Raw genomic sequence first — 26831 nt, 5'->3', positions numbered from 1 at the left:
CGGGGAGATCGATGGCGGCCGGACTGAGACTCGGACCGGTACTTCGGTACGTCGACGGAGTGACGGGCGACTCGGCGACGATATGGGTCGAGACCGACCGCCCGTGCACGGCGGAGGTCCACGGAGCCGCGGGCGCCGGCGGCTCCACCCGCACCTTCCAGATAGCGGGCCACCACTACGCGCTGATCCCGGTGACGGGCCTGACCCCCGGCACGACGACGGCGTACGAGATACGGCTCGACGGCCGGACGGTCTGGCCGCCGGCCGACTCCCGTTTCCCTCCGAGCACCATCCGCACCCCCTCCCCCGACGGCGAGGTCAGGGTGGCGTTCGGCTCCTGCCGCTGGGCGGCGAAACCGGCCAAGGGCAGGGACCCGGTCGGCCCGGACGCACTGGACACGCTCGCCACGCACCTCGCGAGGCAACTCGCGGAAGGCCCCTCGGCCGAGCGCTCGGAGTACGCCCCTGACGGACCCCCGGACGCGCGCACGGCGCACGCCTCTGCCGTACCCGGGGCGGCCGAACGCCCGGACGTCCTCGTCCTCCTGGGTGACCAGGTGTACGCGGACGAGACCTCGGCCGACACCCGCCGCTGGCTCGCCGCCCGCCGGGACCCGGGCGACCCGCCCGGCTCGGAGGTCGGGGAGTACGAGGAGTACACCCGGCTCTACGACGAGTCCTGGGGCGACCCCGAGGTCCGCTGGCTGCTCTCCACCGTCCCCAGCTGCATGATCTTCGACGATCACGACGTCATCGACGACTGGAACACCAGCGCCGCCTGGCTGGCCCGGATGCGGTCCACGCACTGGTGGAGCGAGCGCGTGCTCAGCGGGCTGATGTCGTACTGGGTGTACCAGCACCTCGGCAACCTCTCCCCCGCCGAGCTCGACGCCGACCCGCTGTACGCCGCGATCCGTTCCGTACCGGACGGCACGGAACGGCTGCGGCGGTTCGCGGCCGAGGCGGACGCCGATCCGGCATGTGTGCGCTGGAGCTACCGCCGGGACTTCGGCCGGACCCGGCTGCTGATGATCGACACCCGGGCCGCGCGCCTTCTGAAGGAGGACGCGCGGGCGATGCTGGACCCGGCCGAGGCGGCCTGGATACGCGAACAGGCGCTGTCCGACCGGGGCGCGTACGACCATCTCCTCATCGGCACCTCGCTGCCCTGGCTGCTGCCGCCGCTGATCCACGACGCGGAGGCCTGGAACGCGGCCCTGTGCCGCGGCGAGCGCGGCGGGCCGGAGGGGCGCTGGGCGCGGTTCGCCGAGGACCTGCGCCAGCGGGCGGACCTGGAGCACTGGGCGGCGTTCCCCTCGTCGTTCGAGGCCCTGACCCGGCTGATCGCGGAGGCGGGCGGCGGCCCGGGCGCGCCGGCGACGGTGTGCGTGCTGTCCGGGGACGTCCACCACGCGTACGTGGCGGAGCCGCGCTGGCCCGACGAGCCGGCCGAGGGCGCCGCGGACCCGGGGGCGCGGCCCGAGGCACGGGTGGTCCAGCTGACGTGCTCACCGCTCCACAACGCGATCCCCCTCGCCGTACGCCTGGGCTTCCGCTTCGGCTGGAGCCGCGCGGGCGGCCGCCTGGGCCGCGCCCTGGCCCGGCACGCGCGCGTGGGCCGGCCCTTGATCGGCTGGCGCAGAACGGGCGGCCCCTGGTTCGGCAACCAGCTCATGACGCTCACGTTGCACGCCCGCTCCGCCCGTCTGACGCTCACCCAGGCGCGGGCGAACGGCCGGCTCGTCACCGTCGACGAGCGGCGTCTGAGCGGGAGTTGACGCCACGACGGGGAGCCCGCCCGGAACGCCCGCGCCGCGGGTGACACTCGCCACAGATCGCCACGCCCTGGAATGTTGAAGTTGCAAGTACTAGTGAGGGATGCCTAACCTGACGTCCTCATCGGTTCCGTCCCCCCGCGTTCCGTCCCCCGGGACCGACACGACCGAAGGAGTCACACCCCCATGAACCCCCTGGCCAACCGCGTACAGCAGTCCCAGCCGTACGCGCTCGGGCTGTTCCGCCTCGTCATCGGTCTGCTCTTCGCCTGCCACGGCGCCGCCTCGCTCTTCGGCGTGCTCGGCGGCGCCGCCGGTGGCGGCGGCACCGTCCCGACCGGCACCTGGCCCGGCTGGTACGCGGCCGTGATCCAGCTCGTCGGGGGCGCCCTCGTGGCCCTCGGCCTCGGCACCCGTACCGCCGCCCTGCTCGCCTCCGGCTCGATGGCCTACGCGTACTTCAAGGTCCACCAGCCCGAGGGGCTCTTCCCGCTCCAGAACGGCGGCGAGAGCGCCGCGCTCTTCTGCTGGGCGTTCCTGCTCCTCGTCTTCACCGGCCCCGGTGCCCTCGCCCTCGACCGGCTCTTCGGCGCCCGCGAGGCGCGGGCGTCGGACCGGCCGAAGCCGCGGGCGTCGGAGCGGGCGGAGGCGCGGGCGTCGGACCGGACCGAGGAGCGGGCGTCGGACCGGACCGAGGAGCGGGCGTCGGACCGGACCGAGGAGCGGCGCGAGCCCGTCGGGGCGTGATCGTCAGGCCCGACCAGGGCCGAACGGGCAGGGGTCGGAGACCGCGAGAGCGATTTCCGGCCCCTGCCGGTTTTCGTCACCCGCGCCCGCGTACGCTCTAGCGCTGTGAACGTGCTCGACAGCATGGGGTCACTGCAGTCGCTGACCGCGGGCCCGTGGATCTACGCGGCGGTGGCCACGTCGGTACTGCTCGACGTCTTCCTGCCGGTGCTGCCGAGCGGGGTCCTGGTGATCACCGCCGCGACGGCGGCGGCGACCGCCACCGCGGCCTCCACCGACGTACCCTCCGTCCTCCTCCTTCTCCTCTGCGCGGCCACCGCCTCCGTACTGGGCGACTTCGTCGCGTACCGGCTGGCCTGGAGGGGCGGGGCCCGGCTGGACCGGGCGATCGCCCGCTCGCGCCGCCTGACGCGCGCGCAGGAACGTCTCGGCGTGGCGCTGGCGCGCGGCGGCGGCCCGCTCGTGGTGATCGCGCGCTTCGCTCCGGCGGGGCGCTCGGTCGTCTCCCTGGGAGCGGGCGCGGCACGGCGCCGGATCGTGGACTTCCTGCCCTGGTCGGCACTGGCCGGGGTGGCCTGGGCGGGCTACAGCGTGGCCCTCGGCTGGTTCGGCGGGTTGTGGCTGGGCGCGACCTGGTTCAGCGCGGGCGTCTCCGTCCTCGCGCTGTTCCTGGCGGGCGGACTGGCCGCCTATGTCATACGGCGTCCGGCTGCGGCTCCCGCGCCGGCTTCTTGAGCCCGCGCACCTCCAGGCCGTCGAGCAGCCGGGCGGTCGCCTCGGCGATCTCGTCCACGGCACGCTCGAACACCTCGACGTTGTGCGCGGCGGGTCTGTGGAACCCGGACACCTTGCGGACGTACTGCAGGGCGGCGGCGTGGATGTCGTCCTCGGTCGCCTCTTCGGGCAGGACCGGCGGTCGGAGAGTCTTAATGCTGCGGCACATGCATCCAGTGTCGCGCGCCCCACTGACAACGCGCCGCCCCTGACCCACGGGAGCCGGGACGGCCCGGCCCCGGGTCAGCCCCCGATGCCGCGTCTGCTCCGCGCGTTGATCTCGGCGGCACGGGCCCGCAGCTCCCTCATGGGTGTGGCGAGCTGTACGTCGCCGGGTTCGGCCTCCCATTCGCGGCCGCCGTTGACGGGCCGGATCAGGAGCCGGCCGGCGACGCTGTCGACGTAGAAGCCGACCCGGCCGGTGGCGGTGTCGCGTACGAGGTCACCGACCTCGGGCAGTGGTTGCACGAAACCCCTCCGTCCCGGAATTCCAGTTCTCTAGAGATACACCCAGAGAAACCCCACCGCTCCCCTCTGTCAACGTATCTCTAGAGAAGTCCCCCGATGGATGGATCACTCGCACAGGTCGGCGCAGAGGCGTGCGTCACCTGGTCGGAGCGCGCCGTAGGGTGTCCCGCAGACGAAGGGAGGTCCACCCCATGACTGACCGGGACAGCGGTCGTCGGCCCAAGTACCAGCGCATCGCCGACGAGTTGAGAACCGCCATCCAGTCAGGCGCCTTCGCCCCCGGCGACCGGCTCCCCGGCGAGAACGATCTGATGACCACGTACGACGTGGCCAGGATGACGGCCCGCCAGGCGCTCTCCGTGCTGCGCACCGAGGGCCTGGCCGAGGCACGCAAGGGCGCCGGGGTCTTCGTCCGCACCTTCCGGCCGCTGCGCCGGCGGGGCATCCCCCGGCTGGCGCAGGACCACTGGGGCACGGGCCGCTCGGTCTGGTCGGCGGACATCGAGGACCGCGCGCTGGTGGTGGACCAGATCGAGGTCGGCCGGGCGACGGCGGACCCGCGCGTGGCCGCGGCCCTCGGCCTGTCGCCCGACGCGCCGGTCTGCGTCCGCAGCCGCCGCTTCGTCCTGGACGACAAGCCGGTCCTGCTCTCCGTCTCGTACCTCCCGGCCGACCTCGCCCAGGACACCCCCATCGCGACCCCGGACACAGGCCCGGGCGGCACGTACGCGCGGCTGGCCGAACTCGGGCATCAGCCGGTGCACTTCCGCGAGGAGATCCGCTGCCGCATGCCCACGGCCGACGAGACCACGCGCCTGTCCCTGGAGTTCGGGACACCGGTGATCCTGATCGGCCGCACGGCCTTCACGGCGAAGGGGCTCGCGGTCGAGCTCAACGAGATGACGCTGGACTCGGCGTCCTACGTCCTGGAGTACGACTTCGACGCCTGATGCCGCGCCGGGGTGAGCGGGCCGCCGCGCGAGACGCCCGGGGAGACCCGGTGGAGCCTGCAGACCTACGCGCCCTTGGCCTCCCGCCGGGCGGCCGGGACGCCCTGCTGCTGGACGTCGTCGTTGACCTGTCCGCCGAGGGTCATGACATTCAGGGTCGCCGAGTTCTCGCTGGCGATGGCCTTCTCGACGCGGGCGACCAGCGTCGTGAAGCAGTCCCGGTCGGAGAGATGCTGATACGGCCCCACCTTGGCGGCGAAGTAGACCCGCTCATGCCCGAGCAGCTGCTCGGTCGAGCGGTAGTTCTTCCACTGCTCCCGGTACCGGTACACGCTCTCCAGCGACACCGACGCCACGACGACGAGGCTGAGCACCGTGGCGGTGATCCTCGCGAAGCCCAGATCGAGATTGACGAGCACCGGCACGAGCGCGCCGCCGACGACCGAGACGGTGCGCATGCGCAGATGCATGGCCTTCATCTTGGTGGCCTTGCGGTCGTACCACTCCTGATACTGCGTCAACCGGCTGTCGAGATACCGCTGTGGCGTCATCTCGCCACCCGACACCTCGGCCTCGGGCGCGTCCCCACCTCATCCATGCCGCGAGTACATCCCTCACGGGCGCACCCGGTCAACTCCCCCTTGCCCGACGGCCCGCCGCCCGACGCGACGAGGTCGCGACGGACGGCGTACGGCATACGGCTTCGGTCAGGAGTGCGGCACGACGGCCACGGGGCAGGAGGCGTGGTGGATCACGGCGTGGGTGACGGAACCGAGGTGGGAGCCCCGGGCCGACCGGCGCCGGCCGACGATCAGGAGCGAGGCGTCCGACGAGGCGTCGACGAGGTGCTCGGCCGCCCGTCCCTGAGTGGACACCTCGGAGGCCGGTACCGCAGGGAACTTCTCCCGGAAGGGACCCACCGCGTTCGAGAGCGCGGACGCCGTCCCGTCCTTCTCGTCCGCAGCGAGGTGCCGGTGGAAGGCGGAGTGCCAGGTGTTCACGATCTCCAGGGGGACGTCATGCCGCGCGGCGAAGTCGAAGGCGAAGTCGAGGAGTTCCCCCTGGTCCTCGCCCACGTCGAGACCGAGCACCACCTTCTGCCGGCCCCGGTTCTCGTACCCGGGACGGACGAGCACCACCGGGCTCTTCGCCTCGGCGACGACCTCCTGTCCCACGGACCCGACGATGAACCCACGGACGCTGCCCAGCCCGTGCGACCCCACGACCAGCATCTGCGCCTCCGAGGCGGCGGCGAGCAGCATCTGGGTGGGGGCGTCCTCGATCTCCTCGGCGCTCATGACGAGATCCGGGCGCCGGGCACGGGCTCGCTGCTCGGTGACGGCGATCACGCCCTCCCCCTCGCCCGCGCGGTCCTCGTGCGACACCTTCATGGCACCCAACTGGTGCTGCTGCCAGAGCGTGGCGTACACGAGCCGCAGCCCGTCGCCGCGCACCGCCGCCTCGTCGGCGGCCCAGTCCAGCGCCGCCACACTGCCTTCGGATCCGTCCACTCCCACGGTGACAGGTCGGGACACGCCGCTCTCCTCGTCTCGGGGCCGCCCACGGGCGAGCGCGCCGGTTCAGAAACCTACCGATTCCCCCCTGAACTCCCGCATACACGGCATCCGGGCACGCCCCCGATGCACCCGTCCGGCTCATCCGAAGCCCGCCCCTGCGAAGCCGTGCCCACGGATCAGCCGAAATCGGGGATCGGGTGGTCGGGGACGAGAGCGGCGGCGATGCGCTGGGCGATCACATGGGCGCTGTGGCCGGCCTGGGCGGTGGGGCCGTCCGTGGTCGAGACCGCGATGGCGAGACGCCGGGAAGGGAGGTATGCCTGCGAGGCGGAGTAGCCGAAGAACAGGGGGTGTTGGGCGACCCACTCACCGAGGACGAGCAGGCCCATGCCGTAGTGGGTGGCCTCGGTCTGGGCGAGGCAGACCGTGGCGGGGCACGTGTCGGTGGGCCTGCCCAGGCCGACCGTTCCCGGGTTCAGCAGCTCGCGGTAGCCGGCGGGCGAGAGCAGCTCGCCCGAGCCGACGCCGGCAGCCGAACGGGCCAGATCGCAGATGTCGGTGGTCTGGACGGCGCCGGGGGCGGTGGTCCACGAGGGGTTCCAGAAGGTGGACTCCTCGTAGATCCCCCGGTCTGAGGCGAAGGCGTGCAGGACGGGCCGGGGGATGTCGGGCGTGAAGCTGTTGCGCGTCTCGCGCAGCCCGAGCGGGCGCATGACCTCCCGCTGCAGCAGGACGTCGAGCCGGGTCCCGGTGATCTTCTCCAGGGCCTCGCCGAGGAGGACGAAGTTCGCGTGCGAGTAGCTCCAGTTGGTACCGGGCTCGTACCACCGCTCCTTGCCGGTGGCGAGGGCGACCAGCTCCTCGGCGGTCCACTGACGGAACGGGTTCGCGTAGACAGCCTGCTGGAACTCCGGCAGGGGCACGTAGTCGACGAGCCCGGTGGTGGAGGCGCCCAGCATGCGCAGCGTGATCCGCTCACCGTCCTCGAGCCCGGGCAGCCAGCGCGCGACGGGATCGTCCAGACCGACCAGCCCCTGGTCGACGAGCCGCAGAAGGGCGGTGCCCAGGTAGCTGATCGCGATGTTGCCGTTTCGGAAGTGCATGGCGGGCTCGGCCGGCACCCCTGTCATCGACTCGCCGAGCGCGGTGGTGACGACCTCCCGCTCGCCCTCCGTGACCCGCAGGATCACGGACTTGAGCCCCATCTCGGCCTGCGCCTGCCGAGCGATCCGCACCACGTCCCGAGCCGGCCCCTGCGCGGGCACCCGAGAACCGACACACCCCCGCCGGTGCCCCCCGTCACCCCCGACAGCCGAAACGGGCGCACCCGAGGCGAGAAGCGCGGCAAGCGCGACGACCGCGACAAGGCGCGACCGTGACATGGAACGAACGGATCTCATGCCGCGAGTATCTGCCGCCCCTCCCCACCCGCCACCCCACACTCCCCCGACCCGCAGGAACATCACCCATCAGGCTCGCCCGCGCCAAGCTGCACGAGCGGGGCACGCGTGCAGCTGTCACCGATTGACGCGCTCCAGACAATGATCCTATTGTCCGCCCTGCGCCTGGTCGCGGCAGGCAGCGATCAGGATGGCCGCATTCTGGTGATTTCCGAAGTCTCGGTAAGTGAGGGTAGTCGTGGGCGTACTGCTCTCATACCTCCTGCTTTTCGTCGTCGCATGCGCTCTGATGGCCTTGCAGATCGCCGGCGCGTTCCTGATCCTGACGAGTCTCACCCTCTCCGCCTGGCGCTTCGCGAGGGCCCCCAGGCGTCGACCCGATGGCCACGTCCGCAAGGTGTTGCGAGCGGCACCGTATGTGCTCGGCGGAATCGGCATCTGCTTGCTGGTCCCCGCTTCGGTGGTGCTCTACCTCGGGAGGGAGTCGGGGATTTTCGAGTCCTGGGCGATCTAGGCCGTTTCGACCAGGAGGGGTTGCCCGTACTCCCATGCCAGCCACGGACAAGCTGCCCACCGCCAGATCGGCCTCGACGCGCCCTACTGCGACCGTGACCGCGCCCAGGCAACTTGCCAGCGGCCATTCCGTATCCACATACCGCGATCGCCTGATACGTCCCGAGAATTCCCTACCAGGCCGTGCGGCGCCGACTTCGGTTCAGCGGATGGCGGGGGCAGTCCTCCCGGCAACGTGTGGATCCACCCGCCCGGGGAGAAGAGCAGGGCCCCTGTTATCGTGCGCCGATGTCAACGATCAGGCAGTTCCAAGTGACCTTCGACTGCGCGGAACCCGCGCGTCTCGCCGCCTTCTGGTGCGAGGTGCTGGGCTACGTCGTTCCGACAGTCCCCGAGGGCTTTGGCACGTGGGAGGAGTACCACCACTCGCTGCCGCCTGAGGACGAGATCTACTTCGCGTGCGCTGATCCCTCGGGCGTGGGCCCGCGCGTGCTCTTCCAGCGAGTCCCCGAAGGCAAGGTCGTGAAGAACCGGGTGCATCTTGATGTGCGGGTCGGCACAGGGCTCGTGGGTGACGAGCGCCTGGCCACACTCGAAGCCGAATGCGCACGGCTGACGGCGCTCGGCGCGAAACACGTCCTGACGCAGCGCGCCGACGGCGTCAACGAGTCGTGCATCACGATGCAGGACATCGAGGGCAACGAGTTCTGCCTCGACTGATTCCCCTCCGAGACTGCGAGGGAAGAACCGTCTCCCGGGGACCTCTCAGGTCTCGCATGCGACAGCAGCCATCCCGTGAGAGCGAGACAGTGCAGCCGGGCGATGCCGTGGCGAGCCTGGAGTCGCCACGGCTCACCGCCCCGCGGCCTCCGTCGGCTGACCACCCCAACTCCCATCCCGGCTACGTCGGCTCGGCCTGAGCTGATGGCACGCGGCACGGGAGCTCCCCCACGGCCGCACCCCACAGCCAGCCGCCACGCAGGAGGCTGAAGTCCGCGCCGGAGGCATGCCGGTGACCGTGACTACCGGCGGCCGTGGGGGGCTCGGACTCGCGCCCTTGCCCCCATCCCGCCCGGCGAAGCGGTGGCGCAGCCGGGTGCCTCGATGGAGCAGGGAAAGCCTCTTACCGCGCCGCTCGCGTCACATCGACCGGTCACCGGGGAACGAACGAGGCCCAGGTTCCCGGTTCGGTACCGGTGGCCTGGGCCTTTGTCGTGCTACCTGCTGGTGGGCGCGGACGGTTTCGAACCGCCGACATCTGCTTTGTAAGTTCGCCCGATGGCGGCTGAGCACCCTGGCAGTCCCGGTGATGGCTGTCGCCCGCATCCCTCCGGAACTGCCTCCATGCACCAACGTTGATGTCAGCGGTGGATGTCAGATCACGGGTTCGGCATCTGCTCGTCTGCCGCCCTGCGAGGCCGTGCAATGGCTTCCGCGGCACGCCTGTCAGCTGCATACTTTCGCTCGATGGAGGCCCGCAGCTCCTCAGGGGTCGGCCATGGCGCCCGCCGGTGGATCATGCGGTGGCAGTTGGCGCATATGAGGGCGAGATCGCTGAGCTTGGTCCGCCCCTCGCCCGCTTCGTGCAACGGCACGACGTGATGGCACTCGATGTATCCAGCACCGCGGTCGCCGTAGACCTGCTCGAAGTCGAACCCACACGCCTCGCACGCCAGCCGCCCACCGCGCTGAATCACAGAAGCGATCTTCTTCTTCCGTAGGCTCTTGTTCCGCTCGCGGGCCTGGTGGCGGCGCATGAGGAGCCGTCCCTCAGGAGCGCTGTAGTCGTCGAACTCCTCATCCTCGGTCGGCGCGAGGCTCTGCAGCTCGCCCGCCGCGATGCCCTGCCGAATGAGCTGAGCGACCCCAGTCATCTCCTCCGGCCGCGCCAAGAACTCGTTCAGCACCGCGACGTCGAGGGCGCCGCCGTTGGTGGGCTTGCCCTGGTACTCCGGGTGCCGCGTGGCGATGTCGAAAGTCTTACGTGCCACCCCGTTGGGGTTGCGGAACTTCTCGTTGCGCTCCGCCTCGGCGTGGATGGGGAGCAGCTGGAGCAGGGCTGACAGCTCGACCACCCTGGTGTCCTGAGCGTCCAGCCCCTTCCAGCCGTTTTCCATCACGAGCTGACAGGCAAGGATGATTTCGTCCCGGGCCCAGTCGGGATTCTTGACGGCCTTGACCTGGAAGCCTGCCCGCTTCAGCCACGCCGCGGCGTGCTCCATGCCTCCGCTGAACTCGTCGGGCGTGAGCGGTCGGCCCTGATCCCACTGGTGCGCCACGCCAGCTATGGCTTTGTAGTCATACTCCCGCCCGTCGTGCACCACGACGTACGAGCGGGCCTCGCCGAAGCCGTACTTCGCCAGGAACGCAGCCTGTCCCAACTCGTCGTACTCCGCGATGGCCTTGAGTACGGATCCCTGTGTGATCGCTCCTCTGCGCATGGCGGCAGCGTACGGCCCACCACTGACGGCCACCTGCCACCCAACAAAACCAATGCTGGGGCACCGTGCGCCCGGTCATGCGCCGGATGCCCTCTTGCGCAGCTCGCACCCAGACTGCACGGTTTCGTTGAATGCTGCTCGGCGCTCAGGCGCTACACGGGGGAAGGGCGGTAGAGATGGCAACCGTGACAGGGTGGGCCGAGAAGACCTTCGGCGACGCCGCCGGCCCGTTGGCCGACCTGATCCCAGCTAGCTTGGCTCGAGCCCATGCCCGAGCCCGCAGCGGCCACGAGGGAGTGCAGACCCAAACCCTGGAGGCATACGGACACGGCCTGTACGCCGCGCAGTACGAGGAACTGGAAGTCGGCCTCGCCTCGCTCCCCGTGGCCACGCCTGTGCGCTTACAGGGACGAACGCTCATGATCCTTGGCGACCATGTGATCTATCCGTTCCGCTACGCGAAGAAAGACGTCCCCGTCACGGCGGCACGACTGCGACGCGCCACGGGGTTCCGAGCCGAGCTGATACGCCGGCACGGCCCCGAGCCCATGCAACAAGCCTTCGACCTGGGCCTCGACGAGTTGGACGAGCAAGAACCCCATCCCGACCTCGCCCTGTTGTCAGAGGACGTCAAGCTCGTGCTCGTCGCCTACGCCTGCTCCATGACTCAGGGCGTCATGCGCATCGAGTGGGGCTCCGCCGAACTGCGCCGCGAGGACCGCTACCTCATCTGGCACCACCACGAGCCACTTCACGTGCCCCCGCAGTGAAGAGCGCCGATCGCACGCGGCTCCGGAGGCCGCGTACCTAACCTACAAATCCGCTGTTCAGACCTCTGAGGGCCGCCCGTGAAGCAAGCCCCGTCCATGGATGGGCGCGCCATCACGACGGACGCCCGCCTTCTGGATCCATGATCTGAAGGCGTCTCGGTCCCACCCCCTCGACGACATGGCATGCGCACGTAAAGTTCGGGCCTTCAAAGGCTCCCACATCCGGTGATCCCAGTGGCAAAGGGTAGCGGCTAACGGCGCCTGACGCCCTAAGGCTGCTGAGCCCAGCGAGGACTGCTTCGCGTTTGCCGAACGGGGCTGCCGCTCGCGCTGTTAATCGCACAAGGAAACTGCAAATAGTCATGCCCGCCGCAGCTGGGCAGTCGTCTGCTTCCGTTTCCGCTCCTCGATCGGAATGCGTCTTGTATGATCCCGCCAATGATCACTAGAGGAGGGCGGCGGGCGTGCTTTTTGAGACAGCAGATTTCTTCGGTGCTGAAGAATATTTCAGTACGGAGGGGGCAAGGGAGTGGGCGGAGATTAAGTCTGTGTTGGACGGCCTGACACTGCAGCTTCAACCAAGTGGTCAGGCTGGCATCTCTGGCCGGGCTATTTTTGATCCGAAAGCTACCAATAGGCTGCTGACCGCGGGGGCCGCCGCCCACGGGTGGAACAAAATCGACCTCCCCTCGACGCTGCGAGCATTCGGCACGGATTGGGACGCCGGCAAGAATGCGGTGCTCGCGGAGTGGCAGTTCTCGAACTATCCATTCCTGTGGAATAACATCATTCGCAGCCAGGTCGTTGCCCGGAATATCTGGCAATTGGCAGGCATGTCGGCGACCCCTAAAGCCCTTCTCGTCGTCACCAAGAGCGGATGCTTGCCCGCGTCGCAAAGCACGCTCTACTTCGAGCAAGGGAAGGCGCAGCTGGAAAGTGTTCGTAGTGCGCTTGACCTGAATCTGGCAATTCGCCTAGTCGGGTTGAGCATAGATCCCAGCGCGACGAGCGTCTTGGCCTCTTGGAATAGCTACACTGGAAGGACGTCTCGAAGCGTACTCGCGGGCGAAGAAAGAGAATTTCGCGTCGATTGGAGCGAACGCGTGAGGGGGGTGGGAGGGAGGTCGGCGCGCCTAACCGCTTGCCTCTGACCTTTGTTCAACGGTATGGAATGGGGCCAGCTCCGTGGCTGGGCCGGCCCCATTTAGGGTCTAGAAGAGGCCGAGGGGTTCGTTGGTTGCCTTGGTCTCCTGCGCCGGCAGGCTTGGGAGACCGTCCGAAAGTCCGCGGATTCGACCGCCGAACGCTTCTTCCTCAGTGGTCAAGCGATTTTCCAACTCGGCCAGGTGATGAGCTTCATCAAAGCGCTTAGACTTGCTTCCCTCGGTCGGCTTTTTCCCTACCTGGACCTGGAATCGGTACTTCTCGATTGACTCGCCCGTCCGTGCGACGTAGTCACGCAACGTCTTCAGGTTCGGAAAAACGCCATCGCGGTCAGGTTCTCCCAAGAGTCGCTGAGTGGCGATTCCATGGTACGTGGGGTCTAGTTCGGCTCCGAGGAAATTCCGGCCGTGATCTCGAGCAACGACAGCCACGGTTCCAGTTCCCATGTAGGGGTCTAGTACGACATCCCCAGGCTTGGTCGTGGCGAGCAACATGCGCGCTACCATGTCCTCCGGGAATTGTGCCGGATGAACAGTCTGCTCTTCGTGATTGTGCTTCACGTTCTGAAATAGCCAAATATCGCCAGGGTTCTTACCTAGAGGATTGCAGGTCAACTCCCCCTTGTTTTCACCTCTCCAGGACTTTTTGTTCTGGTATTTTTGCGGCACCCGAATCTCGTCGAGGTAGAACTTGTAGTCTTCGGCTTTTGAGAACCAAAGGATCGTCTCGTGTCGAGCGGAAAACTTGTTCTTGGCGTGCAGGCCGTGCGGCCTCACCCAAACGATTCGATTCCTGGGGATCATCCCAAGTTCTTCCAGAACTGGAAAGAATCTTACGTCGAGCGGAATATGTACGCCCTTGTCGGCGTAGACGCCAACTTGCCAGAAAATTGATCCGGTAGATTTCAGGACGCGGTGGCACTCGCGAAGAACTCGCCCCTGCAAAGCCATATACTCATCGAGCTGTGTGCGCGATTCGTAAGACTTCCCGATGTTGTAGGGAGGGGATGAGATGATGGTGTCAACGCTGTCGTCCGGGAGCTTCATTAGCCACTCGAGGCAGTCGCCTGAGTGGATCTCGTTGAGCTGCGACAACTTCATTCCCTCCACGGAAGATCACTAATGCCACCAGCAGACACAGGAGACTCGAGTGTAGGCGATGACGGCGCAACCAGTGGGGTCGGAGATTAGGCAAGCGGTCGGTGGAGCGGGTTTGGCCGGTGGCCTGCCCGGGTTGGGGTCGAGCATGACCAGGGGGCCGTACGCTGGCCAGGCAACTCGGTCAGCCCTTGGGCCTGACCGCAATGTGATCGAGTGGCCCCCTGGTCTTGCTCGACGCGGGCCCCGAACCGGGGAGGTGGGTAAAGCCGTGGAGCCGACCGCCCCAGCCACAGTGGGGTTCACCACCCATCAACCCGAGCTGTCAGGCGTGCGGCTGGCGGCCGGGCCGGAGCGGGGCGGAGACAGGAGCGGCGGCCCGGACGACGGGCCGCACGCGCCGCGCCGTGCGCGGCGGGTGCCTTGATGAAGTAGAGAAACTTTCACCGCACTTAAAACAGGCGCTTCCCGTCATGGCTACGGACGTGCGGACGCGCCCCGTTCAGAGCATCTAGCAGCCGGACTGCGTAGACCTCGCTCATGCGCTCCGCGACCTCCGCCGGCGTCAGCCACTCAACCGCGGTCGACTCGTCCGACGTCTGCGCGGAACCGCCTGTAGGCCCGCACAGGAACACCAAGGCAACGACGCCGAGGGAGACGTTCTTGTAGACCCCGGTCAGTTCACGCACCTCGACGTCGATGCCCGTCTCTTCGAAGACCTCGCGGCGTACACCCTCCTGCGGTGTCTCCTCCAGCTCCAGGATTCCGCCGGGCGGCTCCCAGTTCCCGTTGTCGGCTCGCCGGATCGCCAGGAGACGCCCGTCCGCGCGCACGACGGCACCCGCGACGGAGACTGAGTGCAGCGTCGTCATCGGAATAGCTCCCTATGCAGCGTCACGGTCAGGACGGCTCCCGTGTTCCAGGTACACCGGGGTCGCGACTGCGCGGGCTTCCATGGCTGCTGGGATTCGTCGGGCGAGACGTGGGATGGTGCGCTCCTGGACTTCGTCCGGTGCGAGGAACGCAAAGCTCTTGATCTCGTCGACCTGCAAAACGATGCGGTCCAGCGTTTCCGCCGGGAGCTGGCCGCCATCGAAGAGATAGAGGACTTTGTCCCCTTCGGTGGCGTTGGGGGCCCAGTCGACTGCCAGCAGGGCCCCGAGCTGAGGAGCGATACCCAGCTCTTCGTGGACCTCACGAGCCGCCGCTTGCAGAGGCGACTCGCCTGACTCCACGTACCCTCCGGGGATGTCCCAGTAGTCCTTATACGTGGGCTCCACCATGAGAACTCGGTCGGCGGCATCAAAGAAGAGCACACCCGCGGCCATACGCGGATGCGCCATTCTTGCTTCGTGCTCGTTCGCTGCCATGGGGCTGAGCGTACATAGATCAGATGACGCGCAGCCGGTTGGCAAGATCGGCCATGGCGCGAGTCGGCCGGCCCCGCTGGTTTCGTACCCAGGTCAGCACAAGCTCTCGCGCGAGGTAGTGGCTCCGCACCTGCTCCGGTGCCCACTGCTCGGCTTCGAGAACCATCCCAAGGGCATCGTCCACGCGGTTGTGCGCGCTCAAGGCTCGGGCCATTTCAAGGTTGTGCCGTGTCCGGCGCTTGGTCGGCAGAGCACTCGTGTCGATCTGCGGCCCTAAGTCGACGGCAACCTGCATGTCTCCCAGCTCGGCTGAGGTCGCTACGCGGTGGATGGCCACGTTGGTCGGCCCGAACGCGGTCCATACGTGGTTCGCGTCGCGCCCCAGCTGATGTGCCGCCCGGTCGGCCTCGGCGAGGAAGTCTCTGGTGGGTGGTGCGGTCCTCGGCACGTGCTGCAGCCATTGATCCGGCGAGGAACAGCGTCCCGTAGATCGACAGGAAGTCGGGTCCCGCACCGCTGAGCCCGGAGCGCAGGTAATCAGAGGCATCGCCGACCAACTGCACAGCAGCGTCAAAGCGGCCGTTGGACAGCAGGCAGTGCGCAACGGAACGGAAGAGCGACCCTGTCACCACGGTGTTGCCGGACTGTTGGGCAGCCGCCAATCCGCGGTCTGCGGCGATCCAAGCGAGGTCGGTTTCACCCAGCTTGGTCAGCACCATGGCAGCGCCTTGATAGGTCCTAGCCATCAGTTCGTACGCCTGGTCACGGTCCTGGCCGTTATACGCCTGGGCCGCGATGAGCACATCCGCAAGCAGGAGCGGAAGTCGGCGGGTGGCGAATCCGTACCGCGATCCCTGGTAGGCATCCCAGACCTCCGCGACGTTCTCTCGCAACTCGTCGAGCGGAGTCGGCTCCCCTTCGGTCGTCACGCCGAGAAGCGGAGTGAGCTGCCGATAGTTCATGAGCGCGGATCGCAGCGCCGGCACCGTGCGAGTGCCGCTGTCGGACGTCCAGTCCATCAAGGTCGGTTCTGCGAGCAGGTCCCCCAAGGACACGTCCAGCGCGTCAGCCAGGGACTTGATAACCGAGAGTCTGTCCAGCTCCAGCCGGTTGTTCTCGGCCTTGCTCAACCAGTCGACTGTGCGACCCACCAGGCCGGCCAAGACCTCCTGTGACACGCCGCGTCGGCGCCGGTACCAGGCGACTCGCTCGCCGATCGTCAGGTTCGTCGTCATTCCTCGCATGGGAAGAGCGTCCCCCCGCCTCTTCACGTGACCCCGGAGACATCACCGAGCAGGCCGTCGCCTCCTACATCGCCAAGTACGCCACCAAAGCGGCCGAGACCACAGGCAGCCTCGACCGCCGCATCGGCAACCGCGAAGCCCTCTTACTCCTCGGCGTCCCCAACCACACCCGCCGCCTCGTCGAAGCCTGCTTCGACCTCGACCCCGCCTATCCCGACCGCCGACTCCTCGCCTGGGCCCACATGCTCGGCTTCCGCGGCCACTTCTCCAGCAAGTCCCGGCAGTACTCCACCACTCTCAGCGACCTCCGCCAGACCCGCGCCGACTACCGCGCCGCACAAGAACGCACCGCCCGCGGTCTGGACGACATCGAGCCGGACACAACTCTCGTCCTTACCTCCTGGCAGTACGCCGGCCAGGGCCACACCCCCGGCGAGGCCGCCCTAGCCGCTGGCATCGCCCGAGACATCCAGCTCAACCGCGAGACCGCCCGCGAAGCCCTCCGCGACCAACTCGTACTGGAAGGAGCCGCAGCATGACCATCGCCACCGCCGAACTGCTGACCGTGCCCGAGGTCATGGCGCGGCTCAAGCTCGGACGCTCCACGGTCTACGACCTCATCCGCTCGCGCCGCCTCACCTCGATCACCATCGGTCGGGCTCGACGCATCCCCGCTGACTCGGTGAGGGAGTTCATTGCCCGTGAGATCGAGGAGGCTGCCTGATGGCCACCCAGCGCAAGCGCAATCCCAACGGGGGCGGCACCATCACCCAGCGGAAGGACGGTCGCTATCAGGCAGCCGTCTACGTCCTCCAGCCCGATGGCACGCGGGCCCGGAAGTTCGCCTACGGCAAGACCTGGGCCGAGTGCGACGCCAAGCGCCGCGTGCTCCTCGACAAGGTCGACAACGGCGTCCCGTCCCGACCCGTTCGATGAAGCTCTCCGAGTGGCTCCCGTACTGGCTCGACAACATCGTCAAGCCGCGCCGCAAGAAGACCACTGCGGCCAAGTACGAGGTGCACGTCCGGCTCTACCTCGTCCCGGTGATCGGCTCCAAGCGGCTCGAATCCCTCAGCGTCGCCGACGTCCGCCGCTTCCTCGTCCAGCTGGAGAAGAAGACCAGCGCCGCCACGGCCAAGGAGTCGCACCGCGTCCTGCGCACCGCCCTCACCGCGGCCTGCCGCGAGGAGCTGGTGAGCCGGAACGTCGCGACCCTCGTCGAACCGCCGACCGTGGCGGCCCGAGAGCTCTCCCCTTGGTCGCTCGACGAGACGCTCGACTTCCTCGCCGCCGCCCGCAAGGACCCGCTGTACGCCGCCTTCGTGCTTGCCATCGCCCTCGGCTTCCGCCGCGGAGAGGTCGTCGGCCTGCGGTGGGAGAACGTCGACCTCGACAAGCGGGAGATCCGGGTCAGGACGCAGCGTCAGCGGGTCGCCGGAGAGGTGTACGAGGACGATCCGAAGGGACGCCGGCGCAAGCAGACACTCCCGCTTCCCGCGATCTGTGTCGCTCCACTGCGCTGGCAGCGCCTCAAGCAGGCCGCTGCCCGCGAGCGTGCCGGGGAAAGGTGGACCGACACCGGCTACGTCTTCACCACCCGGACCGGTCAGCCCATCGAGCCGTGCAACCTCTACCGCTCGTTCACCCGCGTCGCGAAGAACGCCGGTCTCCGCGTCGTCCGGCTGCACGACGCGCGGCACGGTACGGCGACGCTCCTCACTGCCGCCGGCGTCCCGCCCCGGGTCGTGATGGAGATCCTGGGGCACAGCCAGATCGCCGTCACGATGAACGTCTACACCCACGTCGTCCAGGACACCCAGCGCGAAGCCGTCAGCCACATGGATCGGCTGCTCAGGAGTCGTCCCCGGTCGTGATCGACCGCCCCCGTTGATGTCAGAAGTAGATGTCAAAGGCCCCTCGCCATGATCGGCGAGGGGCCTTTGCACTGGTGGGCGCGGACGGTTTCGAACCGCCGACATCTGCTTTGTAAGAGCAGCGCTCTACCCCTGAGCTACGCACCCGTGGAGTGAGGCAACAGCGTACATGGACCATGGGTGGGTCCCGCAAACCGGTGGTTGCGGGGGATAGCCCCACCATCCGTGGGTGGGTCGCCGGATCGTGTGGGTGGGGTGGGGGCCCGTAGCTTGGGGGGTCAGTCAACGTGTCACCTGGGGGTTTCGTCGTCATGGTCGGTCGTCTTCGCGTTCGTGCGCTTCTTGTCGCCGGTGGCGTCCTCGTCGGGGGGCTCGGCCTTGTCGGGTGTGGGAGTGCCGAGGTGGAGGCGGCTCCCGTCGAGAAGAAGACCTTCGCCTTCTCCGGGGACTCGCTCGTCGTCGACGCCGAGAACTCCGAGATCGAGATCGTTCCCGCCGACATCGAGGACGTGCGCGTCAGTCGGCAGGTCGACGGGTGGGTGTTTATAGGGAGCGGGCCCGAGGCCGTCTGGGGGCTTCGGGACGGGCGGCTCACCCTGCGCGTCGAGTGCGATGCCGTCGCAAGCAACTGCGGGTCCCTCCACCGGGTCCAGGTGCCCCGCGGTGTGGCCGTCACCGTGGAGGACGACAACGGGCAGGTGACCGCCGACGGGTTCGACACCGACCTCCGGATCCGGTCCGACAACGGCGCCGTCATCGTCCGGGGCTCCTCCGGGGCCCTTGATCTGACCAGCGACAACGGGGAGGTCGTCGTGGAGGGCGGCACCCGGTCCGAGCGGGTCGTCGCGCGGTCCGACAACGGGGCCGTGCGGATCGCGCTGAGCGCCGTCCCCCGGCATGTGGAGGCCGTCAGCAACAACGGGGAGGTCGACATCGCCCTGCCCGAAGCCACCTACGACGTCGACGGGCGCAGCGACAACGGCGACGTCCGGATCGACGTGCCCACGCAGAAGGGCAGCGCCCATGTCGTGGCCGCCCGCAGTGACAACGGGGAAGTCGTCGTCCGCACCGCGAACTGACAGGCCCGTGTGTTCGTCCTTACCTGGTGGGAGAATGAACCGGACCGGGCAGGGCGGACACAGCACGGGAGAGGGACGTGGCGGCGACTCACGCGAGGGGTACTTCTACGAGCGCCGTGACGGGGGCGGAGACGGGATCCGGTGCGGGGGCCGGTGCCGGTACAGGAACCCGTGCCGGTGCAGAGACGGGATCCGGTGCGGGGGCCGGTGCCGGTACAGGAACCCGTGCCGGTGCGGGGGCGGGAACCTGCGGGGTGCTGCGGCTCGGGCTGCTGCTGCCGCTGCTCGCCGTCACCCTTCTTCCCTCCGCCTTCGCCTCCGGCGGCAACCGGCGCTGGTTCGGAGGCCGCGGCGAGAGCCAGCGGGCCGAGGCGCAGGCCGCCAAGGACGACGCCGCGGCCGCGTTCTACGAGCTCGACACCGCCCAGCGCGATCTGCGGATCTCCATCGAGACGATCACCGCCGTGGACGACTCCCCCGGCGCCCGCCGCGCCGTCGACGGCTTCGCGACCCTCGGGCAGCGGATCGACGAGGTCAGCCACGCCTACATCACCGCCGTCGACGCGCACGACCTCGACCGGGACGAGCTGGACGCGGCCACCGCCAACCGGGCCCGCACCGAGCTGACCCGGGCGAAGGACGAGCTCGTACGTGTCAAGGGAGAGCTGGACCGGTTCGCCCAGGGGCTCGGGCCGCTCCTCGACACGGCCGAGACCCGGCTCGCCCGGCTCGCGCCCGCCGTCGAGCGGGCGCGACAGGCGCTCCGGAACGCGAGCACCGCTCTCGACACCGCCCGCGCCGCCGGGCTCCGCGCCGACGACCTCGCCGCCCGGCTCGCCGCCCTCGGGCCCGACCTCACCCGGCTCAACGAGGGAGCGGGCCGCCACGGCGTCACCGACACCCTCCAGCGCGCCGACAAGGTCCTCCGCGACGCCGAGGCCGTCCGCACCGAGGCCGAGCGCCTCCCCGAGCGGGCCGCCGAGACGAACAAGCGCCTCGTCTCCCTCCGTACCCGCGCCGAGGCGCTCACCACCCGGGCCGGGACCGTCGAGCCGGTCCTCTCCGAACTCCGCCGCCGTTTCTCCGCCGCTTGCTGGCAGGACCTCCAGTACGTCCCCTCCCAGGCCGCCGACAACGTCCACAAGGCCGAGGAGAGGCTCGCCGAGGCGGCGAAGGCCCGCGACGAACAGCGCTGGCCCGACGCGACCAGTCTCCTCGCCACCGCACGCGCCCTGCTCAACGCCACCGACGAGGCCGTCTCCGCCGCCGGCGACCGGCTCCGCCGCCTCGACGCCGTCGCCAAGGACCCGCAGCACGAGATCGACCGCGCCCGCTTCGCCGTCCGCGACGCCCAGCGCCTCGCCATGGCCGGGCGCAACACCCCCGACCCCCGGCACGCCCGCCCCCTCGACGACGCCGTGGAGCGCCTCGACCGGGCCGTCGGCACGCTGGAGGGCCGCCACCCCGACTACTGGCACTTCCTGACCGAGCTCGAAGCCGTCCGCGCCACCGCCGCCCGCGTCGTCGAGCAGATCCGGGAGGAGCGGGGCGCCGGGCACCACTCCGGCTAGCCTGTCCGCATGCCTCGATACGAGTACCGCTGCCGCACCTGCGGCGACACCTTCGAACTCAGCCGCCCCATGGCCGAGTCCTCCGCCCCCGCGGCCTGCCCCGCGGGCCACGACGACACCGTCAAGCTGCTCTCGGTCGGCGGCGTGGGCGGCTCCGCCGCACCCGCCCCGTCCGGTGGCGGTGGCGGTGGAGGCGGGTGCTGCGGTGGGGGCTGCTGCGGCTGAACCGCCGCCCCCGCCGCCTTACGTGCCCAGGTAGCGGAGCACCGCGAGGACCCTTCTGCTGTAGCCCTCGCCGCGCCCCGTCAGTTCGAGTTTGTCGAAGAGCGCGTTGATGTGTTTCTCCACGGCGCTCTGCGACACGTGCAGCCGCCCGGCGATCGCCGCGTTCGTGTGCCCCTGTGCCATCGCCGCGAGCACCTCGCTCTCGCGGGGCGTCAGCCGTGCCAGCGGATCGGTGTGGGTGGTACGGACGAGCAGCCGGCGGACGACCTCCGGGTCGAACGCCGTCCGCCCGTCCCCCACCCGTTCCAGCGCGTCCAGGAACTCGTCCACCTGCGCCACCCGGTCCTTGAGCAGATAGCCCACCGCCCCCGATTCGCCGGTCAGCAGCTCGGTGGCATACCGCCTCTCCACGTACTGCGAGAGGACGAGCACCCCGACGTCCGGCCACTCGCGGCGGATCTCCAGGGCCGCCCGCAGCCCCTCGTCCGTGTGCGTCGGCGGCATCCGTACGTCGGCCACGACCACGTCAGGCGGGTCCGTCCGTACCGCCGCGAGCAGTTCGACCGCGTTGCCGACCGCCGCCGTCACCTCGTGGCCCTCCTCGACCAGGAGCCGTACGAGCCCCTCCCGTAGGAGCGTCGAGTCCTCCGCCAGGATCACGCGCACGGCAGGACCGCCCGTACGACCGTCGGACCGCCCGCGGGACTCTCCACCGCGAACCGTCCGTCCAGCGCCGCGGTCCGGCTCGCGAGCCCGCTCAGTCCGCTGCCGGACGCGTCCGCGCCACCCGCCCCGTCGTCCGTCACCCGCACGCTCAACTCCTCTCCCACCAGGGTTACTTGTATCTCGACACGGCTCGCGTCCGCGTGCTTGAGCACATTGGTGACCGCTTCCGAGACGAGGAAGTACGCGACGGTCTCCACGGGCCTGGGAATCGGCCGCTCCACGGTGTACGTGAGGCCCACGGGCAGCGTGCTCCGTTCCGCCACCGTCTCCAGGGCCGCGCGCAGACCGCCCTCGTCGAGTACGGCGGGGTGGACCCGCCAGGCCACCTCGCGCAGTTCGGCCAGTGCGCGCCGGCTCTCCTCGTGGGCCTGGAGCAGCAGGGCGTCGGCGCCCTCCGGGTCCCGGGTACGGATCCGGCGCGCCCGGCCGATCAGCATGCCGAGGGCGACGAGCCGCTGCTGGACACCGTCGTGGAGGTCGCGCTCGATCCGTCGCCGCTCGTCGTGGACGACGTCCATGACCTCGGCGCGGCTGGTGGCCAGTTCGGCGATCCTGGCCTCCAGGGCGTCGGCGTGGCTGGGCCCGAAGCGGCGGGCGAGTCCGTCCTCCAGGGTGACGACGCCGAGGGCGCCCTGCGCGGCGAGGAAGAGCAGGAAGAACCCGCCGACACTGCTGGCCCCCACGAGCCAGGGGTGCTGGATGTCGGTGATCAGCCAGCCATAGAAGCCGAAGGTGCCGAGCCCTAGTCCGTACGCGCCGCAGCCGAGGACCACGGCGCCGAGCACGCCGAGCGGCCAGCGGGCCGCGAGGTAGCGCGCGGCGGCCGCGTCGTGGACCCCGGGGAGGCGTACGCCGAGGAGACGGTCGAGGCGGGCCCGCTCCAGGCGGGTCAGGGCGTGCGCTGCGGCCGTCAGCGGGCGCAGCACGGCGGCGCGGCCGCGGGGCGAGGCGAGTACGGGCAGCAGCGCGAGGGCGCCGAGGAGGGTGCCGAGGAGCTCCAGAACGGCGGTCCCCGCCCCTAGTGCGAGGCCGAGGGACAGGCGGATCCAGCGGGCGAGGTACCGGACGAGCGGCCGCCCGGGCGTCCGGAGAAGCGCGCTCCCCCGCCCCGCGTCGGACGGCCGGACACGCGGGGGCCCGGGCGGCGCGTCGGGCGGCCGGAGGAACGTGCCCCCCAGCCCCGCGTCCGACGGCCGGCTGTGCGTGCTCCCCAGCCCCGCGTCCGACGGCCGGCTGTGCGCGCTCCACTGCCCCGCGTCCGACGGCCGGGCGGGCGGGCGCCCCGGCCGCCCGACGGGCGGGCGGAGGGCCGGTCGTCCCGACGCGGGGGCCGGTGCCGGGCCCGACTCCAGGCCTGAATCCAGGCCCGACTCCGGGCCCGGCGTCAGGCCCGGCGTCAGGCCCGGCGGCGGGCCCGGTGGTGTCCGCTCGGGCTCCGCGCGATCCGGCCGGCTGCCGGCCCGCCGACTGCCGGCCTGCCGACTGCCGTCGTCCCGGGGCGTGTTCGTCATGATCCGACACGCTAACGGGGCCGTGCCCCCGCCCACACTGCGGAAAACCGCACCGCCGCTCAGGCCGGGTCGGGGAGCGCCGCCGGGGAGACGTTGAGGATCTGCGAGGGGATGACGGTCGACCGGTGGTCGGCCACGGCCGCCAGGAAACGGCGGAGGATCTCTTCGCCCGCCGCCACGCCCCGCTCCGCGAGGACGTCGAGGTGCGGGGCCGCCCAGGCGCTGTCCGCGAGTTCGCCGTGGCCGGGGCGCCAGGCGCGGTCGGCGGCCGTCAGGAGGTCCGCGTCGAGCAGCGAGTCTCCCGCGGCCAGGACGAGGTCCGCGCCGCAGCGGCGGGCCACCTCACGCATCGCCGCGCTCTTCGTCAGCGGCTTCGGCACCGCGTACACCTTGCGGCCCTGCAGCGAGACCGTCCAGCCGCGGTCCTCCGCCCAGTCGCCGAAGCGCTTCAGCCACTCCTCCGGCATCCGCTCCCGCTCCACGACGAGGTACGCGAACAGGTCCTCGGCGACCCGGTGCTTGCGCACCCAGAACAGGTCGGTGGTGGCGGTGAAGTACGCGCGGATCTCGCCCAGCGGCGCGCACTCCTCGGCGAGCCTGCGCACCACGGACCCGTGCCAGTCGCGGTCCGCGGCTCCGTCGACGAGGATGTGCCCGCCGTTGGCGCAGATCGCGTACTTCGGTGCGGGGCCGGGGAGTTGGATGCGCTGGTACTGCTTGCGCGTACGGGTCGTGGTGGGTACGAAGACCGCCTCGGCGCCCAGTCGTTCGAGCAGCGCGGCCGCGTCCTCGGTCATGTACGACAGCGGCCTGGACTCGTGCACCTCCACGCTCAGCAGCCGGGGCGCCTGCGCGTCGGGCATGCCGAGCGCGAGGGCCGCGGAGGAGTAGATCAGCGTACGGTCGAGGTCGCTGGCGACCATCACGGGGCTGCTTGGGCTGCTCACCGAGGTCACTGGGAGACCACCGCCTTTCCGTCGGCGCCCGTGGCGCCTCTCGTGAACTGAGGGTGAATCAATCCCACACAGGTGTAAGGGAGTCCGTCGACCTCCTCGACGGGGACCCCGCGCTGGTCGGCGAGGAGGCGTACGTGGGCGAGGTCGGCGCCGGCGCCGCGCCGGGCGAGGATCTTCCAGGGGACGCGGCGCAGCAGGACCCGGGTGGTCTCGCCGACACCGGGCTTGACCAGGTTGACGTCGTGGATGCCGTACTCCTCGCTGATCCGCTCGACGGCCGCCCAGCCCTCCCAGGTGGGGGTGCGGTCGGCGGCGAGCAGCTCCTTCACTCCCGTCGCCACGTCCTCGGCCACCTCGTCGAAGCGGGCGGCGATGGCGTCGAGGAAGGCGTTCGAGACGTCGGCGCCGGCCAGTTCGCGGTAGAACTTGCCGCCGTGGAAGTCGTCCGGGCCGACGAGGTCGGTGCGCAGGACCGTGCGCGATATCAGGCCGGAGACGGTCGAGTTGAGGCAGGCGGAGGGGATGAGGAAGTCCTCGCGCGTGCCGTACGTGCGCACGCAGGAGCCGGGGTCGGCGAGGACCGCGATCTCGGGGTCGAAGCCGGTGATCCCCTCGGCGCGCTCGAACTCCTGGATCGCCTCGGCGAGTTCGCGGGTGATGGCGCCCTTGCCGGTCCAGCCGTCGACGAAGACGACGTCGGCCGGGTCGTGGTGGGCGGCGAGCCAGCGCAGCGCGTTGGCGTCGATGCCGCGGCCACGGACGATGGAGACGGCGTAGTGGGGCAGTTCGAGGCCGTGGCGGGCCTGCGCCCAGCGGCGCATGAGGACGCCGACGGGGGTGCCGGCCCGGGCGAGGGAGACGAGCACGGGTGTGCCGGCCTTCTCGGCGAGGACGGTCTCGGTGACGGTGCCGACGGCGCGGGCGATCCGGGCGGCCGAGGTCTCCAGGGCGGCGTGGAAGAGCTCCTGGTACTGGGCGCTCGGCTGGTACTCGACCGGCAGCGACTCCGCGTAGTGGGCGCCGCCGCTCTGGATCGCCTCCTCGCGCTCCTCGGTCGGCGCCTCCAGTTCGACGTCCGAGAGGTCCTGGAGCAGCCAGCCGACCTCCTCGGGGGCGTACGAGGAGAAGGCGGGGCCGCGGAGGGGCTCGGGCAGCATGGAGCTCCTTTCGGGAGCTTGGGTGGCATCGGGAGCGGGGACGGCCCCGCCGGTCTCGTGAGTGGGTACGGCTCGGGCCGGCGGGGCCTCCGGGGCCCCCGCGACCTCGGTCGCCTCCGCGGCTCGCTCGCCGGCTGACGGCGTCCGCGTCGCGGCCTCCGCTCCGAGCGCCCGGCCGCGCGCCGGGACGTACGACGGGACGTACGACGGGACGACCGCGAGCACCACGTGCGGGATGTGCGCCGCGAGCTGGGCCAGCAGGCCGTCCGGGGCGTGCAGCTCCGGCGTGTCGGCCACGGAGTCGACGACCGCCACGACCGCGTCGAACCCGGCGCCCGCGACGTTGTACGCGTACCGCTCGCCGGGGCCGTCGGCGGGCTCGTCGTGGGCGGGGAAGACGAGCCGGGTCCTTATGGCGTAGCCGGGGTCGTCGACGGCCAGGACGGGCGAGCGGGTGGTCGTGGAGTACGAGACGTCCCGGCCGGCGCGCTCCAGGGCGACGGCCAGCCGCAGCGGCGCGTACATCAGCTCCTCGAAGCCGAGGACGAGGATCCGCCGCGCCCCGCCGAGAGCGGCGCCGAGGCGCTCGGTCATGGCCGGGAGGGCGTCGTTCAGCGCGGCCGCGTGGGGTGCGCCGAAGCCGTGGCGGCCGCCGTCCGGTATCGAGGACGGCCAGCCCAGCTCGACCCGTACGGGGGCCGTCAGGGGCCCCCTGGGCGCCGGTACGGGCGCGCCGGGTGCCCCGGGTGCCTCCGGTGCCCCCAGGGCTCCCTGCGCGTCCTGAGCCGTCTCGTGTGCGGCGACCAGCGCCTGGCCCTTCTCCAGGACCCCTTCCGGCAGCCGTACGGTGCCTGCCGCGCCGGTCACCAGGTCGACGCGGGCGCCGATCTCACGGGCGAAGGTCTCCAGCCGCCCGAGGTCCTCGGCCGAGCGCATGTCGACCAGGGCCACGACCACGTACCGCTCGCGCGGGAAGCGCTCGTGCAGGTCCCGGATGGTGTTGAGGACGGTGTTGCCGGTGGAGAACTCGTCGTCGACGAGGACGAGCGGCCCGTCGCCCGCGAGCAGCTTCGGGTCCTCGGGGAGCAGGAGGTGCGAGGTGGCGTGCGAGTGGGACTCCTCGAAGCCGCCCGCGCTCGCCACCCCGTCGACGGGCCGCCGGGTCGAGTGCAGATAGGGCGCGAAGCCGAGCCCGTCGGCCACCGAGTGGCCGAGGCCGGTGGCCGTCTCCGCGTAGCCGACGACGACGCTGCGCGCCGCTTCCTCGGGACCGAGCAGGTCACGGACGCGCAGGCCGAGCGAGAAGCCGGAGTCGTAGACGACGGCCGGCCGCTGCGGCACGTGCTTGCCCAGCACGTTGGAGACCAGCAGATGCGCGCGCTTCGGGTTGCGGCGCAGTGCGAGGCCCAACAGGCCAGGGAGCTCCTCGCCGCCGATCAGTTCGACGCCCAGTCGCTCCGCGACCCACGTTCCCGACCACACCACGTCGTCCATCACCTTCC

The 26831-nt window shown here is 70.1% G+C and carries 25 protein-coding genes, 1 tRNA gene and 3 pseudogenes; 14 read left to right on the top strand and 15 right to left on the bottom strand.

Annotation, left to right across the window (positions count from 1 at the left end; all coding sequences use genetic code 11):
* The first annotated feature begins 11 nt into the window (after positions 1-11).
* The 3 genes and pseudogenes from ACZ3IJ_RS23760 to ACZ3IJ_RS23750 all read left to right on the top strand — a co-directional run bounded on the left by ACZ3IJ_RS23760 (position 12) and on the right by ACZ3IJ_RS23750 (position 3257).
* The gene (locus tag ACZ3IJ_RS23760) at positions 12-1778 is read left to right on the top strand and encodes an alkaline phosphatase D family protein (RefSeq protein WP_467471205.1); all 1767 of its coding nucleotides are present in this window, start codon (positions 12-14) and stop codon (positions 1776-1778) included.
* 183 nt (positions 1779-1961) lie between these two features.
* Positions 1962-2420: pseudogene (locus ACZ3IJ_RS23755) on the top strand (DoxX family protein); the annotation flags it as partial.
* A 225-nt stretch (positions 2421-2645) separates the two neighbouring features.
* The gene (locus ACZ3IJ_RS23750; protein WP_467471409.1) at positions 2646-3257 is read left to right on the top strand and encodes a DedA family protein; all 612 of its coding nucleotides are present in this window, start codon (positions 2646-2648) and stop codon (positions 3255-3257) included.
* On the opposite strand, the gene ACZ3IJ_RS23745 is transcribed toward ACZ3IJ_RS23750, so the two are convergent.
* Entirely contained in the window at positions 3217-3465 is a 249-nt protein-coding gene (locus ACZ3IJ_RS23745; RefSeq protein WP_467471203.1) for a DUF2277 domain-containing protein, read from the bottom strand. The genes ACZ3IJ_RS23750 and ACZ3IJ_RS23745 overlap by 41 nt on opposite strands.
* Before the next feature lie 74 nt (positions 3466-3539).
* Positions 3540-3764: a hypothetical protein gene (locus tag ACZ3IJ_RS23740; RefSeq protein WP_467471201.1), complete on the bottom strand. Its 225-nt coding sequence runs from the start codon at positions 3762-3764 to the stop codon at positions 3540-3542.
* A gap of 191 nt (positions 3765-3955) precedes the next feature.
* Here ACZ3IJ_RS23740 and ACZ3IJ_RS23735 point away from each other — a divergent pair, with 191 nt between their 5' ends.
* Positions 3956-4714: a GntR family transcriptional regulator gene (locus ACZ3IJ_RS23735; RefSeq protein WP_467471199.1), complete on the top strand. Its 759-nt coding sequence runs from the start codon at positions 3956-3958 to the stop codon at positions 4712-4714.
* A 65-nt stretch (positions 4715-4779) separates the two neighbouring features.
* Here the strand turns inward: ACZ3IJ_RS23735 and ACZ3IJ_RS23730 are convergent, their stop codons facing one another.
* The 3 genes from ACZ3IJ_RS23730 to ACZ3IJ_RS23720 form a co-directional block, all read right to left on the bottom strand.
* A complete protein-coding gene (locus tag ACZ3IJ_RS23730; RefSeq protein WP_467471197.1) occupies positions 4780-5265 on the bottom strand; it encodes a DUF4231 domain-containing protein in 486 nt (161 codons plus the stop codon).
* Positions 5266-5421: 156 nt separating this feature from the next.
* The gene (locus tag ACZ3IJ_RS23725; RefSeq protein WP_467471195.1) at positions 5422-6249 is read right to left on the bottom strand and encodes a universal stress protein; all 828 of its coding nucleotides are present in this window, start codon (positions 6247-6249) and stop codon (positions 5422-5424) included.
* Between the two features lie 158 nt (positions 6250-6407).
* Entirely contained in the window at positions 6408-7469 is a 1062-nt protein-coding gene (locus ACZ3IJ_RS23720) for a serine hydrolase domain-containing protein (RefSeq protein WP_467471194.1), read from the bottom strand.
* Positions 7470-7869: 400 nt separating this feature from the next.
* On the opposite strand from ACZ3IJ_RS23720, the gene ACZ3IJ_RS23715 reads away from it, so the two are divergent.
* Both ACZ3IJ_RS23715 and ACZ3IJ_RS23710 read left to right on the top strand, forming a co-directional pair.
* Positions 7870-8145 carry a hypothetical protein gene (locus tag ACZ3IJ_RS23715; RefSeq protein ID WP_467471192.1) on the top strand — a complete coding sequence of 92 codons (276 nt, stop codon included), beginning with the start codon at positions 7870-7872 and terminating at the stop codon, positions 8143-8145.
* 287 nt (positions 8146-8432) lie between these two features.
* Entirely contained in the window at positions 8433-8864 is a 432-nt protein-coding gene (locus ACZ3IJ_RS23710) for a VOC family protein (RefSeq protein WP_467471191.1), read from the top strand.
* Between the two features lie 659 nt (positions 8865-9523).
* Here the strand turns inward: ACZ3IJ_RS23710 and ACZ3IJ_RS23705 are convergent.
* Positions 9524-10585, bottom strand: a complete 1062-nt coding sequence (locus ACZ3IJ_RS23705; RefSeq protein WP_467471189.1) for an HNH endonuclease — start codon at positions 10583-10585, stop codon at positions 9524-9526.
* 176 nt (positions 10586-10761) lie between these two features.
* Between ACZ3IJ_RS23705 and ACZ3IJ_RS23700 the strand changes: the two genes are divergently transcribed.
* A complete protein-coding gene (locus ACZ3IJ_RS23700; RefSeq protein WP_467471187.1) occupies positions 10762-11355 on the top strand; it encodes a hypothetical protein in 594 nt (197 codons plus the stop codon).
* A gap of 464 nt (positions 11356-11819) precedes the next feature.
* Positions 11820-12506, top strand: a complete 687-nt coding sequence (locus tag ACZ3IJ_RS23695; protein WP_467471185.1) for a BglII/BstYI family type II restriction endonuclease — start codon at positions 11820-11822, stop codon at positions 12504-12506.
* A gap of 60 nt (positions 12507-12566) precedes the next feature.
* Here ACZ3IJ_RS23695 and ACZ3IJ_RS23690 read toward each other — a convergent pair whose 3' ends face one another.
* From ACZ3IJ_RS23690 to ACZ3IJ_RS23675, 4 genes are all read right to left on the bottom strand, one after another.
* Positions 12567-13619 carry a DNA-methyltransferase gene (locus tag ACZ3IJ_RS23690; protein WP_467471407.1) on the bottom strand — a complete coding sequence of 351 codons (1053 nt, stop codon included), beginning with the start codon at positions 13617-13619 and terminating at the stop codon, positions 12567-12569.
* A 449-nt stretch (positions 13620-14068) separates the two neighbouring features.
* Complete coding sequence (locus ACZ3IJ_RS23685) at positions 14069-14488, bottom strand: NUDIX hydrolase (RefSeq protein WP_467471183.1); 420 nt, start codon at positions 14486-14488, stop codon at positions 14069-14071.
* 12 nt (positions 14489-14500) lie between these two features.
* Positions 14501-14986, bottom strand: a complete 486-nt coding sequence (locus tag ACZ3IJ_RS23680; protein WP_467471182.1) for an NUDIX domain-containing protein — start codon at positions 14984-14986, stop codon at positions 14501-14503.
* 215 nt (positions 14987-15201) lie between these two features.
* Complete coding sequence (locus ACZ3IJ_RS23675; RefSeq protein ID WP_467471180.1) at positions 15202-16221, bottom strand: helix-turn-helix domain-containing protein; 1020 nt, start codon at positions 16219-16221, stop codon at positions 15202-15204.
* A gap of 44 nt (positions 16222-16265) precedes the next feature.
* Between ACZ3IJ_RS23675 and ACZ3IJ_RS23670 the strand changes: the two are divergent.
* The 3 genes and pseudogenes from ACZ3IJ_RS23670 to ACZ3IJ_RS23660 all read left to right on the top strand — a co-directional run.
* A pseudogene (locus ACZ3IJ_RS23670) lies at positions 16266-16769 on the top strand (replication initiator); the annotation flags it as partial.
* Positions 16766-16954 (top strand): helix-turn-helix domain-containing protein, encoded by a 189-nt coding sequence (locus tag ACZ3IJ_RS23665; RefSeq protein ID WP_467471178.1) that lies wholly within the window; start codon positions 16766-16768, stop codon positions 16952-16954. The pseudogene ACZ3IJ_RS23670 and the gene ACZ3IJ_RS23665, both read left to right, overlap by 4 nt.
* A pseudogene (locus ACZ3IJ_RS23660) lies at positions 16954-18104 on the top strand (tyrosine-type recombinase/integrase). The gene ACZ3IJ_RS23665 and the pseudogene ACZ3IJ_RS23660 overlap by 1 nt, the downstream one beginning before the upstream one ends.
* A gap of 72 nt (positions 18105-18176) precedes the next feature.
* Here ACZ3IJ_RS23660 and ACZ3IJ_RS23655 read toward each other — a convergent pair.
* A tRNA-Val gene (locus ACZ3IJ_RS23655) sits at positions 18177-18251 on the bottom strand.
* Between the two features lie 254 nt (positions 18252-18505).
* Between ACZ3IJ_RS23655 and ACZ3IJ_RS23650 the strand changes: the two genes are divergently transcribed.
* From ACZ3IJ_RS23650 to ACZ3IJ_RS23640, 3 genes are all read left to right on the top strand, one after another.
* A complete protein-coding gene (locus ACZ3IJ_RS23650; protein ID WP_467471177.1) occupies positions 18506-19183 on the top strand; it encodes a DUF4097 family beta strand repeat-containing protein in 678 nt (225 codons plus the stop codon).
* A 254-nt stretch (positions 19184-19437) separates the two neighbouring features.
* Positions 19438-20754, top strand: coding sequence for a hypothetical protein (locus ACZ3IJ_RS23645; protein WP_467471175.1), 1317 nt, complete (start codon positions 19438-19440; stop codon positions 20752-20754).
* A gap of 9 nt (positions 20755-20763) precedes the next feature.
* Positions 20764-20979, top strand: a complete 216-nt coding sequence (locus ACZ3IJ_RS23640; protein ID WP_391797501.1) for an FmdB family zinc ribbon protein — start codon at positions 20764-20766, stop codon at positions 20977-20979.
* A gap of 18 nt (positions 20980-20997) precedes the next feature.
* Here the strand turns inward: ACZ3IJ_RS23640 and ACZ3IJ_RS23635 are convergent, their stop codons facing one another.
* Genes ACZ3IJ_RS23635 through ACZ3IJ_RS23620 form a run of 4 tightly spaced genes read right to left on the bottom strand, consistent with a single transcriptional unit; the run spans position 20998 to position 26823 of the window.
* Positions 20998-21645, bottom strand: a complete 648-nt coding sequence (locus tag ACZ3IJ_RS23635) for a response regulator transcription factor (RefSeq protein ID WP_467471173.1) — start codon at positions 21643-21645, stop codon at positions 20998-21000.
* A complete protein-coding gene (locus tag ACZ3IJ_RS23630; RefSeq protein ID WP_467471171.1) occupies positions 21636-23216 on the bottom strand; it encodes a sensor histidine kinase in 1581 nt (526 codons plus the stop codon). The genes ACZ3IJ_RS23635 and ACZ3IJ_RS23630 overlap by 10 nt, the downstream gene beginning before the upstream one ends.
* A 59-nt stretch (positions 23217-23275) precedes the next feature.
* Complete coding sequence (locus ACZ3IJ_RS23625) at positions 23276-24139, bottom strand: HAD family hydrolase (protein WP_467471169.1); 864 nt, start codon at positions 24137-24139, stop codon at positions 23276-23278.
* A 29-nt stretch (positions 24140-24168) separates the two neighbouring features.
* A complete protein-coding gene (locus ACZ3IJ_RS23620; protein WP_467471167.1) occupies positions 24169-26823 on the bottom strand; it encodes a phosphoribosyltransferase in 2655 nt (884 codons plus the stop codon).
* Between the last annotated feature and the right edge of the window lie 8 nt (positions 26824-26831).

The organism is Streptomyces sp. NPDC013317 (assembly GCF_055563155.1).
Note: the sequence above shows the minus strand (reverse complement) of the source record. Positions and strands in the feature narration are given on the sequence as shown.

Excerpts from the sequence above, each read along its gene's own strand:
- ACZ3IJ_RS23760 (WP_467471205.1), top strand. The coding sequence starts at position 12 with ATGGCGGCCGGACTGAGACTCGGACCGGTACTTCGGTACGTCGACGGA.
- ACZ3IJ_RS23750 (WP_467471409.1), top strand. The coding sequence starts at position 2,646 with ATGGGGTCACTGCAGTCGCTGACCGCGGGCCCGTGGATCTACGCGGCG.
- ACZ3IJ_RS23745 (WP_467471203.1), bottom strand. The coding sequence starts at position 3,465 with ATGTGCCGCAGCATTAAGACTCTCCGACCGCCGGTCCTGCCCGAAGAG.
- ACZ3IJ_RS23735 (WP_467471199.1), top strand. The coding sequence starts at position 3,956 with ATGACTGACCGGGACAGCGGTCGTCGGCCCAAGTACCAGCGCATCGCC.
- ACZ3IJ_RS23730 (WP_467471197.1), bottom strand. The coding sequence starts at position 5,265 with ATGACGCCACAGCGGTATCTCGACAGCCGGTTGACGCAGTATCAGGAG.
- ACZ3IJ_RS23710 (WP_467471191.1), top strand. The coding sequence starts at position 8,433 with ATGTCAACGATCAGGCAGTTCCAAGTGACCTTCGACTGCGCGGAACCC.
- ACZ3IJ_RS23705 (WP_467471189.1), bottom strand. The coding sequence starts at position 10,585 with ATGCGCAGAGGAGCGATCACACAGGGATCCGTACTCAAGGCCATCGCG.
- ACZ3IJ_RS23700 (WP_467471187.1), top strand. The coding sequence starts at position 10,762 with ATGGCAACCGTGACAGGGTGGGCCGAGAAGACCTTCGGCGACGCCGCC.
- ACZ3IJ_RS23690 (WP_467471407.1), bottom strand. The coding sequence starts at position 13,619 with ATGAAGTTGTCGCAGCTCAACGAGATCCACTCAGGCGACTGCCTCGAG.
- ACZ3IJ_RS23685 (WP_467471183.1), bottom strand. The coding sequence starts at position 14,488 with ATGACGACGCTGCACTCAGTCTCCGTCGCGGGTGCCGTCGTGCGCGCG.
- ACZ3IJ_RS23680 (WP_467471182.1), bottom strand. The coding sequence starts at position 14,986 with ATGGCAGCGAACGAGCACGAAGCAAGAATGGCGCATCCGCGTATGGCC.
- ACZ3IJ_RS23675 (WP_467471180.1), bottom strand. The coding sequence starts at position 16,221 with ATGACGACGAACCTGACGATCGGCGAGCGAGTCGCCTGGTACCGGCGC.
- ACZ3IJ_RS23665 (WP_467471178.1), top strand. The coding sequence starts at position 16,766 with ATGACCATCGCCACCGCCGAACTGCTGACCGTGCCCGAGGTCATGGCG.
- ACZ3IJ_RS23640 (WP_391797501.1), top strand. The coding sequence starts at position 20,764 with ATGCCTCGATACGAGTACCGCTGCCGCACCTGCGGCGACACCTTCGAA.
- ACZ3IJ_RS23630 (WP_467471171.1), bottom strand. The coding sequence starts at position 23,216 with ATGACGAACACGCCCCGGGACGACGGCAGTCGGCAGGCCGGCAGTCGG.
- ACZ3IJ_RS23625 (WP_467471169.1), bottom strand. The coding sequence starts at position 24,139 with ATGGTCGCCAGCGACCTCGACCGTACGCTGATCTACTCCTCCGCGGCC.
- ACZ3IJ_RS23620 (WP_467471167.1), bottom strand. The coding sequence starts at position 26,823 with ATGGACGACGTGGTGTGGTCGGGAACGTGGGTCGCGGAGCGACTGGGC.